This is a genomic window from Enterococcus sp. DIV0086 (assembly GCF_050498705.1).
In the GTDB taxonomy this organism is placed as follows: Bacteria; Bacillota; Bacilli; order Lactobacillales; family Enterococcaceae; genus Enterococcus; species Enterococcus faecalis.
In genome coordinates this window covers 1,586,616-1,599,539 of record NZ_JBNIDN010000001.1, presented here as the reverse complement: position 1 = coordinate 1,599,539, position 12,924 = coordinate 1,586,616, and the positions used below count along the sequence as shown (strand labels likewise).

Sequence of the window (12,924 nt, the reverse complement as noted above, 5' to 3'; positions counted from 1 at the left end):
CAAATTTCAGATAAAATAGACACAAGACAAAAAACTGAGGTGGAAAAATGCTGTACGTAGTGAGACATGGTGAAACAGATTATAATGTGGCCCGTAGAATTTGTGGTCATGCGGAAGCGCAATTGACCGAAAAAGGCTATCAACAAGCGGAATTGGTAGCTGAAAAAATTGCCAAACAAGGAATTCAAATCGACCGTTTACTGGCGTCGCCTTTAAAACGGGCGCAAGAAACAGCACGTAAAATTGCAGAACGAAATCAATTGACGATTGAAACAGAACCTCGTTTAATTGAGATGAATTTTGGCATTTATGATGGTGAACCGATTGAAACAACGGCTTTCCAAGAAAATCGTTCTGAGATTTCCTTGCCATTTCCAGAAGGGGAATCAGTCCTAGATGTCGCGGGTCGAATTTATCCCCTGATTGAGGAAGCCTTGGCTTCAGAGGAAACTTACCTATTTGTTTGCCACAATGCGGTCATGCGAGTCATTGATAACTACTTCAATGGTAAAAAAATCCAAGATTTCTTGGACTTTCATTGTGAAAATACACAACTTGTACAATACGGAGAATAAAAATCAAGTCTTTAATCTTTTGGTTAAAGACTTGATTTTTTTATGGTAAATAAGAAACCGCTTCCGTTTTAATGTATAATAAATTAACTTTTGGATCAAAAAAGAAATGGGGAAAAGACTATGAGAATTGATAATATTCATCAAGCGTTAAAACAGTTTCACGTACAAAATCCAAGTAGCAAAGCAACCTTGTTGCCCGCAACGGCTTCGCAATTAAGTCAGACCTCTGGCTATACCCGAACCGCTGTTAGTGAAGAGCTTTCAGAATTAGTGAGAAAAGACCAAGTCGTTAAAGTTAAATCAAGACCGGTGTTATTTTTTGATAAAGACTACTTAGAGGAACAGTTTCCTTTTTTTAAAAGTAGCACGTGCTATGATTCCCTCGCTTCGCTGCAAGAGGATATTTATCAACAGACAGAACAGATACATAAGAAAAAGCAGCTACTGAAAATGAATCCATTTGCGAACGTAATTGGTTTTGATGGGAGCTTAGCAGACGCCATCAAGAAGTTGAAAGCCGCTATTTTATATCCGCCTAATGGCTTGAATATTTTACTTACTGGAGAATCTGGGGTTGGGAAAACCTTAATTGCAGAACAATTACACCAATTTTATCAAGTTAAAATGAACCAAGAAGTTCCGTTTATTTATTTTAATTGTGCAGAATATTTCAACAATCCAGAATTATTAACTTCGCATCTGTTTGGCTATAAAAAAGGCAGTTTTACTGGTGCCGTCAATGACCAAAAAGGCTTAGTGGAGTTGGCAGATGGCGGTTTTTTATTTTTAGATGAAGTCCATCGATTAACGAGCGAAGGCCAAGAAAAATTGTTTACAGTTTTGGATAAAGGGTATTTTACACGGATGGGCGAAGCCGAAAAACAAAGAAATGTATCGATAAAATTTATTTTTGCAACAACCGAAGCAGTCAATCAACATTTTTTGAAAACGTTTTTAAGAAGGATCCCTGTGACATTAGCCATTCCAGCTTTAGCCGAGCGCTCTATGAAAGAAAAAATTCAATTGATTTTGTCCTTTTTCTTAGAAGAAAGTCAACGGATTCAAAAGAATATCCATATTCGTTATGAGGCGTTGAAACAATTAACGTTTACTCATTTTGAAGCCAACGTTGGCGAATTGAAAGCGGCGATTCAATTTATGAGCGCACAAGCCTATTTAGAAGTGTTCGATCAATTAACGGAAACTATTTGCATTGAAGCAAACGAGGGGACAGTCAAAGAGCAACCTGATGTAGAAAGTCTGCTGGCTTTTAATGAGTGGATACCTAACGATGGCCTCACGATTCAATACAACCATTTTTATTTAAGCAGTCAAGAGTTACTCAAATCGGAAAGTCTGAAAAATGATCGTTTTTATAATTTTCTATTGAAAGAATATGCGGATTTGAAAAAATTAACTTTTTCGACAGAGGATGCGCTAGCAATCATGCAAAACAAAGTCGAGCAACTTTATGATATGGATATTTTTGCTCAAGAACCGCTAGCCATAGAGGCCATTGACGAAACATTGCAGCCAAAAATTCAAGAAGCCATTGTCTTTTTTGAACAATTAATCCAAGAAAAATTGACAGAGGATTTCCAGAATATTTTAATTGTCCACCTTTATTCTGCTGTTTTTTATTCTGCACAAATGAATGAAACATTTTATTCAGATACCAAAAATATCTATTCTGGCAAAGTCACCCAGTATCAAGCTGCTAAGACCATGGTGGACTTTCTACAAACATTGTTTGGGATTTCTTTTGCTGATACGGAAATCCTCTTTTTCGATCTATTTATTCGTAAAGTCACAGCTAAAAAAAGAGCGCACTCAGTTGAAGAAAACTGTGGCGTTATCGTCGTTGCACATGGTGCCGCAACGGCCAGCAGCATGGTTGAGTACACCAACCTTCTGTTCTCAACAACTGTCATGCGTGCAGTTGATATGCCGATTAATCAATCAGTGGAAGAAACATTAGAAAAAGTCCGTACAATTGTAAAGCAAAATCAGTATAAAAAAATTATTTTAATGGTGGACATCGGTTCCCTGGTTTACTTTGGTAATGCTATCAGTCAAACGTTTCAAATGGAAGTGCTGCTAATTAGCAATATCAATCTCTTAACATTGCTAGAAGTGGCCCGAGAAGTCATTTATGAATCGACGGCGTTTGAGTATCTATTACCAGTCTTAAAAGAAAAAAATCATCGCGCCTTGATTTGCAGTAAAGGTCGCTTCAACGAGGCAAAAGTTCTCATTATTTCCTGTCTAACTGGCATGGGGACTGCTATTAAAATTGAACAGTTGTTACTAAAAACTTTTCCCAATGAATTACTAACGAATGTACGCATCATTACTTTAGAGAAAAGAGAAGTGGAAGACATTGATCGTTTGCATTCTTTTGTTCGAAAAGAAGAGAAAATCGTTGGCATCATTGGCACCGTAAAGACAGAAGTGCCAGATATTCCGTTTATTTCTTTACAAGATTTACTATCGAAGCGGGGCATTCAGCTAGTTTTCGAATTATTAGGCCATCATTTAGAAGAAAAACAAAACCAAGAGTTACTAAAAAAAGTTTCAGCTAAATATATTCAAGGATTATCAATCGAAGCTATTACAGACTTACTAACGGTTTTGAATCCTACAACCATTTCGATCGAATTAGCTAAGATTTATTCAGATATTTGCTTACAAACTAAAATAAAAAGTGACGAAAAGATTTTACTTCGTTTTATCATTCATTGTGCTTGTATGTTAGAACGGCAATTGCTAAATCCAGAATATGACCCGACAGCTTATGAAGTGTCATACCGAGAGTTGCCAGAAGCAGTATCTGTCATAAAAATGGCGTTTCGACCGCTTGAAGTGTCCTATAATCTGTTGATTCCACCTTTGGAAGTGCGCTATATTTATGAATTGCTCTTTGAAAAGGCTTAATTCAAACGGAAATGAAAGTTGGCACACTTATTGCTTTTAATAAAATGATTAATTAGCAAAGGAGTTTGTTTATGGAAAATGAACCAATTTTACTTTTAACACACAATGGTTGGGGCTTGGAATTAGTCAAAAGCGTCCAGATGATTGTAGGAGAAGTCACAAATGTACATGAAGTAGCATTACAAGCAGAGGATTCACTGGGGGATTATTTAGAACGAGTCACAGAAAAAATTGACCAATTAACGTGGCACAACCAGTTGCTAATTTTAACAGATGTTAAAGGCGGCACACCTAGTAACGTTGCATTACGTTTATCAAAAGATTATGACCTCCTGATTGTGTCAGGATTATGCACATCGTTATTATTAGAATCCGTCATGAAACAAAGTGGTCCTGGATTTCGTTTACAAGATGCAGAGATGATTCAACAAGCAGCAGTAGACAGTTGTCAAATTTTAGAAATTCCAAAATAAGAAAGTACAGGTGAACAGAATGTCAAAAATCGTATTAACAAGAGTCGATAGTCGTTTAATCCATGGACAAGTAGTGACTAAATGGTTACAACAATCAGGTGCAAATGAAATTTTGGTAGTGAGTGATGAACTAGAGCAAGATGAATTTTTACAAAGTATTTATTTAATGGCGGCGCCTCCAGGGGTTTCTGTAGTAATTAAAGGGATTGAAAGTGCCAAAGAATATTGGGAATCGCAAGAAAAGGAAGAGAAAAAGGTGTTATTTTTAGTGCCAGATTTAACGACCTTAAAAGCGATGGTGGACCAAGAAATTATTAAAGAGGAGATTCAAGTTGGTGGCTTAGGTGGCGGACCAAATCGGAAAAATGTTTTAAAAAATATCAATTTATCTGAAGAAGATGTTGCAATTTTGACTGAACTTTTAACGAAGGGCATCCATGTTTTCTTCCAAGCGATTCCCGAAGAAAATCCCCTACCAATTCAAAAATTAATTGAAAAATATCAATCACTATAATCAGAGAAAAAGGAGAGAATCATATGGGCGTTTTAGGTGTTTCAATTATTATGGGACTTTATTATTGGTTTGCACGTTTGCGTTTTGGGTACACATTTTCAGGCATGCTGTCTCAGCCATTAGGCGCAGCGTTGGTGGCTGGTTTAGCAACAGGAAAACTTAGTGAAGCAATGGTTGTGGGGGCGGGGATTCAACTTGTTTATCTCGGAGTCACCTCCACACCGGGTGGCAATGTGCCTAGTGATCCGGCTTTAGCTTCAGCAATCGCGATTCCGATTGCTTTAGGTGTGGGAATGAATGCCGAGGCGGCTGTTGCACTAGCTGTTCCTTTTGGTGTGTTAGGCGTCTTTATGGATCAATTACGGCGCACCATCAATGCGACGTGGGTGCATATGGCTGATAAATATGCGGAAGAGTTAAATTATGGGGGGATTTACCGAGCTGCGTTTGTTTATCCAGCTTTAGCGGGATTTTTAATTCGCTTTCCGTTGGTTTTTGCGGCGAACTTTTTTGGTCAATCTGTGGTGAATAAAGTCTTAGAAGTTATCCCAGCATGGTTGATGCACGGCTTTGAAGTAATGGGTGGTATTTTACCAGCGTTAGGATTCGCCTTAACAATTATGGTAATTGGCAAGAAAAATTTGATTCCTTATTTTTTAATTGGTTTTGTTGCAGTAGTATATTTTGGCGCAGAAGTTATGGCCGTCGCTATTTTAGGAATCTGTATTGCCTTTTTAGTTAGAAATAAGGCATTGAGTGAGGAGGCAGCATAATGGAACAAATGACACAAGCAAATGAACAACAATTGGAACAGAAAAAAATTACTAAAAAAGAATTATCCAAAGCCTTTTGGATTTATCAACTAGGCTGTGAATTATCAAATTCTTATGAACGTCTCCAAAGTTTAGTTTTTTGTGCATCGATGATTCCTGCAATTAAAAAACTTTACGCAGACGATGAAGAACAACAAAGAGAAGCTCTGAAACGTCATTTGAATTTTTTTAATACTGAAGGAACAGTAGGGGCTTCAATTCAAGGGATTGCAATTGCTATGGAGGAAGAAAAATCCAATGGCGCAGCGATCTCTGATACGGCGATCACATCGATTAAAACTGGGCTGATGGGTCCGCTGGCTGGGATTGGCGATTCGATTATTTGGGCAGCATTAATGCCGTTAATCATTTCCATTTTTATTCCAATGGCTAAAGGAGGTAATGTGATTGGAAGTATCGGTCCGTTGGTTCTGTACACAGCCATTACGTTATACATCAGTTGGACGTTAGTGAATAAGTCTTATACATTAGGGCGTAATTCAATCTTAATTTTGTTAAAAGACGGCAAAATTAAGCAAGTCATTTATTCAGCAAATGTTTTAGGAATGATGATGATGGGCGCTTTAAGTGCGAGTTATGTTAAAATTGCTAGCCCGATGACGTTTAAAGTTACTGGCGGTGCCACGATTGTTTTACAAGATATTCTAGATCAAATTATGAAAGGGTTACTTCCTTTAGCAGCAGTCATGGCTATTTATTTCTTCATGGTAAAAAAAGGCCCACGTTACGGTATCATTATCGGCACGATTGTCTTAGTTAGTTTGGTCACTTCATTCTTTGGTTTGTTATAAAGGAGAAAATAATGAATAGTTACGAAAAATTCCACTTAAAAGAAGTCATTAATGCTTCTGGCAAAATGACCATTCTAGGTGTCTCCAAAGTTTCGGAGGCAGTCCTCGCGGCTCAACGATTCGGCGGCGAACATTTCTTTGAAATGAGTGAACTTAGTGTGCAAACAGGGGCCTTTTTAGCCGACTTGTTGAAGGTAGAAGATGCCCAAATCGTTTCCTCGGCTTCGGCGGGGATTGCCCAATCGGTGGCTGCCTTGATTGGAAAAGGCAGCTTGTACCACGCGTATCATCCCTATTCAGAAAAGATCGAACAGCGGGAGATTGTTTTACCTAAAGGGCACAACGTGGACTACGGCACGCCTGTAGAAGTTATGGTAGCGCAAGGCGGCGGCCAAGTGGTGGAAGCTGGCTACGCCAACATGTGCAGTCCAGAACACGTGGAAATGATGATTTCTGAAAAAACAGCGGCCATTCTATACATCAAAAGCCACCATACCGTGCAAAAAAGTATGCTGACGGTGGCCGAAGCGGCCAAAGTGGCGCAACGCCACAAGGTGCCGCTAATTGTTGATGCGGCAGCAGAAGAAGATCTTTTCAAATACACCGAAGCAGGCGCTGATTTGGTGATTTACAGCGGCGCCAAAGCCATTGAAGGGCCAAGTGCCGGTTTAGTGGTCGGGAAAAAAGAATACATTGACTGGGTGCGCCTACAAGGCAAAGGCATTGGTCGAGCAATGAAAATTGGCAAAGACAATATCTTGGGCTTTACGCAAGCAGTGGAAGAATACTTGGCACATGGCAGTGAATCAGGGGCTTCGATGCAAGAGCGCTTAAAACCGTTTGTTGAAGCCATCAACAACCTGTCAGATTTAACCGCTAAAATCGTCCAAGATGGCGCTGGCCGAGACATTTATCGCGCCAGTGTCAAAGTGGACGGCAGAAAAACCGCTAAGGAAGTCATCCAAGCGTTAAAAGCAGAAAGTCCAGCCATTTATACGCGAGAATATCAAGCCAACAATGGCATCATTGAATTTGACATTCGTTCTGTCAATCAAGAAGAAATGAACAAAATCGTGCAACGATTACAAGAAATTATGGACACAAAGGAGAAATAAGTCATGTCATTAAAACCTAATTATTTAGAAGAACGCATTTGTTTAAACGTTTTAGCCAATTCAGTAGAAAATGCCCAAGCCTGTTATGAAGCAGCAGAAGGGCATGTTGTTTTAGGCGTCCTTTCAAAAAACTATGAAACCGATGAAGCAGCCATTGACGATATGAAAAAATACCAAGCAGCAACCAACAACGCTTTATCTGTCGGCTTAGGAGCTGGTGATCCAAATCAAAGTCAAATGGTGGCTCGCTTATCAGAAGTTCTACAACCGCAACACGTGAACCAAGTCTTCACAGGTGTCGGCGCTTCACGGGCCTTACTGCGTCAAGACGAAACAGTGATTAATGGCTTGGTTTCACCCACAGGCAAAGTTGGCTATGTAAACATTGCGACAGGTCCGTTAAGCTCGGGTGCGCCAGCGGCGGAAGTGCCTATCGAAACCGCCATCAAATTGTTGAAAGACATGGGAGGCAGTTCCATTAAATATTTCCCGATGAAAGGCTTGGCTCACAAAGAAGAATACCAAGCAGTAGCAGTAGCTTGCGCCAAGTATGACTTTTATTTAGAACCAACAGGGGGCATTGATTTAGAAAACTTTGAAGAAATTGTTCAGATTGCGGTGGATGCCGGCGTTAAAAAAATCATTCCTCATGTCTACAGCTCAATTATCGATCAAGAAACAGGGGACACTAGAACAGAAGACGTGAAAACGTTACTAACCATGATGAAAAACACATTGAATAAGTAAAGGGCCAATCTTTATTTGACTTTCTTCGCCAGATTTGCTACTCTCAAGTGGAGAATAAATAAAAACCAACAAATGAATGTGGGGTATTTTGGTGAGTGTCGTAGGTATCTAATTGATAAGTTGAATAACCAGTGAACCAAGCAAGGTTTATTTGGTGTGCTTAGAAAGTGATACCTGTCAGTCATCTCATTTACTAAATACCTCCTTTAAAAGAGGTTTCTTTAGTAACCTTTATCCAATGATAAAGAGGACAGCGGTAGAACGCTGTCCTCTTTTTTCTATAGAAACTGGTTTTTATTTGAAGGCGCCAGGTATTCTTTTCGTGATAGAAAGGAAGAAAAAACAAATGAATCATGAAACCATTCAAAAATTACAATTTACAACAATTCTTAAAGAAGTTCAAACACGTGCGATTGGCGAGTATAGTAAAGAACGGTTGGCGAAAATGGTCCCTGCAACACGTTTAGAAACAGTGCAGTCCCGCTTAACGGAAACAACCGAGGCCCGCTTAATTATTGATAGCGGACAACACGTCCCTTTCATGGGCTTGAGCCAAATTACCCGCTTGCTTCAACAAGTGAAAAAAGGCTTAATCCTTACACCAAACGAATTGATTGAGGTCGCTGACTTTTTAAGAAGTAGTCAGCGAATCCAGAAGTTTTTTGAAAAAAATCAATACCAAACACCACGCCTATTTAGTTACAGTCAGCACTTAGCTGATTTCAGAGCAATTGAAGAACAAATTTATACGAAAATCCATAATCAAAAAGTTGCCACCGATGCTTCTCGACAACTTCGGAAAATCCGGCGTCAAATCAATGAATGCCAACAAGAAATTGAAACAAAAGTCACCAAATTTTTACGTAATAAAAATAATCAACTGTATATTCAAGAAAATATGATGGTGAAAAAAGGGGAACATTACACGGTACCAATCAAAGCTAGCTATAAAAATAAGGTTTCAGGCACAATCATTGAGCAATCCAATAAAGGACAAACGGTCTTTATTGAACCTGTAGCAATTAGTAAATTAAATGAACAATTGACACTCTTAAAAGCGGAAGAAACAGCGGAAGAATATCAAATTTTGACGGAACTAACTGGGTTAATTAATGAGCAAGAACGACTTGTCGATCAAGCCGTCGATACAATGACCACCTTAGATATTATTTTTGCACGAGGAAAGTATAGTCGCGAAATTGGTGGGATTACGCCAAAAGTAAACAAAGAAGAACGCTTGCGCATTGTTCAAGGAAAACACCCTCTTTTATTAGAACACGCAGTACCATTGACGTTTTCTTTAGGAGCAGAGTATCGAGGACTTGTCATTACAGGTGCCAATGCTGGTGGTAAAACGGTTGTCTTGAAAACAGTTGGCTTATTGACTGTCATGACACAATTTGGGTTGCAAATTCCAGCACAAGCGGGCACAGAGATTCCAGTATTAGATGAAATTTTTGTCGATATTGGTGATCAACAAAATCTGGAAAATGCGTTAAGCACTTTTTCTGGGCACATGAAAAATATTGCGGAAATGTTGCGTAATGTTAAGCGACACACGCTTGTTTTATTAGATGAAATTGGTAGTGGCACCGAGCCGAACGAAGGAGCTGGCTTAGCGATTGCTATCATGGAAACGATGTATCAAAAGGGAGCCTTGGTAGTTGCAACGACCCATTATGGTGAAATTAAACGTTTTGCCCAAGAGCATGACGATTTTGTGCCCGCCGCAATGGCCTTCGATCGTGAAACATTAACGCCCAAATATCAATTGAAAATTGGTGAAGTTGGCGATAGTCAGGCGCTTTGGATTGCACGTAAAATGAAGATGGAGCCACAGCTCATTGAAAAGGCGGCTCATTATATTCAGCGGAAAGAATACCCTACTAATCGAAGTCTATTTAAACCCCTGAAAGCAAAAGAAACGACCTTTGCCACGTTTGTAGAAGAAACAGACCGTTATCAAAAAGGTGATCGTGTCCTATTGACAGAAACACAACAAATTGGGTTGGTTTTTACAGATGAGGGTGAACAAGAAATCCAAGTATTTGTGAATGATAAAATTGAAAATGTACCACGAAGACGGTTGAAATTACAAGCGAAAGCACAAAATCTATATCCGCAAGACTATGATTTAGAAAGTTTATTTACAGATTTCCATGAACGAAAGAAACTCAAAGATATTGAACGCGGCTCAAAAAAAGCGCAGAAACAATTACGCAAAGAGGCCGAAAAAAGAGCAGCAAGACGCGACAAATAAGGAACTTAACAGAAGCAATACAACAACTTAACACTTTGTTTACTTGTTATTTATCAGAAATCAACTAAGACTTGTTATAGTCAATGTATGGGTAGATATAAAGGAGGAAACAAGGAAATGAAGAAAAGAGCTTTGCTAGGGGTTACCTTATTAACATTCACAACATTAGCGGGTTGTACAAATTTATCTGAACAAAAAAGCGGTGAAAAACAAACAGAGGTTGCTGAAGCGAAGGCAACTGAATCTGAAAAAGCACCAGTAAAAAATGTTATTTTTATGATTGGAGATGGCATGGGGAATCCGTATACAACGGGCTATCGCTATTTCAAAGCCAATCACTCAGACAAGCGTGTTCCCCAAACAGCTTTTGATACCTATTTGGTCGGACAGCAAGCCACTTATCCAGAAGATGAAGAAGAGAATGTCACCGATTCAGCTTCCGCAGCGACAGCGATGGCTGCCGGAGTAAAAACCTATAATAATGCTATTGCACTCGATAATGACAAGTCCAAAACAGAAACAGTGCTCGAACGTGCGAAAAAAGTGGGGAAATCAACGGGGCTTGTAGCAACATCTGAAATAACACATGCAACCCCTGCTGCATATGGCGCACATAATGTTTCACGCAAAAATATGGCAGAAATCGCCGATGACTATTTTGATGATCAAATCGACGGACAACACAAAGTCGATGTGTTACTTGGCGGCGGCTCCGAATTATTTGCGCGGAAAGATCGTGATTTAGTCAAAGAATTTTCCCAAGCGGGTTATGGTCATGTCACAGACAAAAAGTCGTTGAATGAGAACCAAGACGACAAAATTTTAGGCTTGTTTGCACCAGGCGGGCTACCTAAAATGATTGACCGAACGGAAGAAGTCCCTTCATTAGCTGATATGACAGAAGCGGCTCTTCAACGGTTAGATAAAAATGAAAAAGGTTTCTTTTTAATGGTTGAAGGTAGTCAAATTGATTGGGCCGGGCATAGCAATGATATTGTTGGCGTGATGAGCGAAATGCAAGACTTCGAAGCGGCGTTTGAAAAGGCCATCGATTTTGCCAAAAAAGATGGTGAAACATTGGTGGTTACAACTGCAGATCATTCAACAGGGGGCTTGTCTTTAGGCAAAGGGGATCAATACAACTGGTTGACGGAGCCTTTACATGCGGCAAAACGCACGCCTGATTTCATGGCAGAAGAAATTATTAAAAATGGTAATGTGGAAAAAACAGTGACTGAGTATATTGATTTTCAATTAAGTGAGGCTGAATTGAAAGCAGTGAAAACAGCGGCGGAGTCAAAAGATGTTGAAAAAATCGCTCAGGCATTAAGAAAGATTTTTGATGAACGTTCGAATACTGGTTGGACTACTGGCGGACACACAGGAGAAGATGTAAATGTCTATGCTTATGGCCCACAAGCAGAAGCTTTTTCAGGACAAATTGATAATACAGACCAAGCGAAGATTATTTTTGGCTTAGTAGATGGCACCGGGCAAAAAGCTGAGATTAAAGATAAAGATATTGGTAAATAACAAAATGAAGAAAAAGCAGAACGTATAGAAGTTCTGCTTTTTCTTCATTGAAGGCATAAAAATTTTATCTCTGTTATAATGAAGGTAACCAGATAAAAGTGAGGTCAAATAATGAAAAAAATGCATGTTGAAAGTGAATTTGCACCATTGCGTTCAGTTGTTTTAGCACAATCGCAATTTTGTTTACCAGATAAATTTGATGAAGCGGATACGACTTTTTTAACAGAGGAAAATGCCCGTTTAACACAGAATAATGAAGGGCGTGATTTAGCAGACTTTGCACCAGAACAACAAGTGCGTTGGGAAAAAGAAAAAGAAGTCATGCAAGGAGTATTAGAATCTTATGGCGTAGAAGTATTTCGTCCACGTTTATTGACAACCTATGAAAAAGAACATGGCAAGGAATTGGGCGTAGGATATAGTAACTTCTTTTCACGAGACCCTTTTTTTACAATTGGCAATCTCTTAATAGAAGGAAACTTAAGATTTCAACACCGTCGACAAGAAATTTTACCAATTCGTCCGATTATTCAGCAGTGGACACAAGAAGCAGAAGGCTATTATTTTGCTGCGCCACAACCTGACATTTCTGAAGGGGCTTTAAGTGAAGCAGGTCCCTTTATTGAAGGCGGCGATGTTTTAGTTCTAGGAACAACAATTTTTGTGGGCTACTCTGGCTTGGCAAGTAACCTAGCAGGGATTCAGTGGTTAGCCAATATGATTGGTCATTTTGGTTATGAAGTGGTGCCGGTTCGGTTACATCCGCATATTCTCCACTTAGATTGTGCGTTAAGCTTGTTGAGAGAAGGCTTGATGATTGTTTGTGAAGAGGCCTTTTTGGATGGACTTCCTGCGCAATTAGCAAACTGGGAAAAAATTCACGTTACTTTGCAAGAAGCAGCGTATTTAGTGACAAATGGTCTGCCGCTTAACGAAGAAACGTATATAACAGACCAATCGTTTACAACCTTAATTCCTCAAATAGAAGTAAAAGGTATCAAAGTTGAGGCAATTGATTACCATGTTTCTAGAATGTTAGGTGGTTCTTTCCGTTGTACAACGCAAGCTTTGATTAGAGAATAGTCAGCGAGTGATTATCAATTTTCGTAAGAAAAAATGTACGTTTTGTCTATGAAAACGATATAATTT

At 39.2% G+C, this 12,924-nt stretch carries 11 protein-coding genes; all 11 read left to right on the top strand.

Annotated features, from left to right (window positions below; translation table 11 throughout):
* The first annotated feature begins 47 nt into the window (after positions 1-47).
* Entirely contained in the window at positions 48-575 is a 528-nt protein-coding gene (locus IGI63_RS07810; protein ID WP_002359138.1) for a histidine phosphatase family protein, read from the top strand.
* A gap of 120 nt (positions 576-695) precedes the next feature.
* On the top strand, positions 696-3,509 hold the full coding sequence (locus tag IGI63_RS07805) for a sigma 54-interacting transcriptional regulator (RefSeq protein WP_429975605.1): 2,814 nt from the start codon (positions 696-698) through the stop codon (positions 3,507-3,509).
* A gap of 71 nt (positions 3,510-3,580) precedes the next feature.
* Entirely contained in the window at positions 3,581-3,982 is a 402-nt protein-coding gene (locus IGI63_RS07800) for a PTS sugar transporter subunit IIA (protein WP_002365282.1), read from the top strand.
* Between the two features lie 19 nt (positions 3,983-4,001).
* A complete protein-coding gene (locus tag IGI63_RS07795) occupies positions 4,002-4,496 on the top strand; it encodes a PTS system mannose/fructose/N-acetylgalactosamine-transporter subunit IIB (protein WP_002355078.1) in 495 nt (164 codons plus the stop codon).
* 23 nt (positions 4,497-4,519) lie between these two features.
* A complete protein-coding gene (locus IGI63_RS07790) occupies positions 4,520-5,269 on the top strand; it encodes a PTS mannose/fructose/sorbose/N-acetylgalactosamine transporter subunit IIC (protein ID WP_002355079.1) in 750 nt (249 codons plus the stop codon).
* Entirely contained in the window at positions 5,269-6,120 is an 852-nt protein-coding gene (locus IGI63_RS07785) for a PTS system mannose/fructose/sorbose family transporter subunit IID (RefSeq protein ID WP_429975604.1), read from the top strand. The genes IGI63_RS07790 and IGI63_RS07785 overlap by 1 nt, the downstream gene beginning before the upstream one ends.
* Positions 6,121-6,131: 11 nt before the next feature.
* A complete protein-coding gene (locus tag IGI63_RS07780) occupies positions 6,132-7,235 on the top strand; it encodes a DgaE family pyridoxal phosphate-dependent ammonia lyase (protein WP_002370039.1) in 1,104 nt (367 codons plus the stop codon).
* Positions 7,236-7,238: 3 nt separating this feature from the next.
* Positions 7,239-7,982: a 2-dehydro-3-deoxy-phosphogluconate aldolase gene (gene dagF, locus IGI63_RS07775; protein ID WP_429975603.1), complete on the top strand. Its 744-nt coding sequence runs from the start codon at positions 7,239-7,241 to the stop codon at positions 7,980-7,982.
* 346 nt (positions 7,983-8,328) lie between these two features.
* Positions 8,329-10,242 (top strand): endonuclease MutS2, encoded by a 1,914-nt coding sequence (locus IGI63_RS07770; RefSeq protein ID WP_429975602.1) that lies wholly within the window; start codon positions 8,329-8,331, stop codon positions 10,240-10,242.
* A gap of 87 nt (positions 10,243-10,329) precedes the next feature.
* Positions 10,330-11,775 (top strand): alkaline phosphatase, encoded by a 1,446-nt coding sequence (locus IGI63_RS07765; RefSeq protein WP_429975601.1) that lies wholly within the window; start codon positions 10,330-10,332, stop codon positions 11,773-11,775.
* A 111-nt stretch (positions 11,776-11,886) separates the two neighbouring features.
* Positions 11,887-12,858 carry a dimethylarginine dimethylaminohydrolase family protein gene (locus IGI63_RS07760; protein WP_429975600.1) on the top strand — a complete coding sequence of 324 codons (972 nt, stop codon included), beginning with the start codon at positions 11,887-11,889 and terminating at the stop codon, positions 12,856-12,858.
* Positions 12,859-12,924 lie beyond the last annotated feature (66 nt).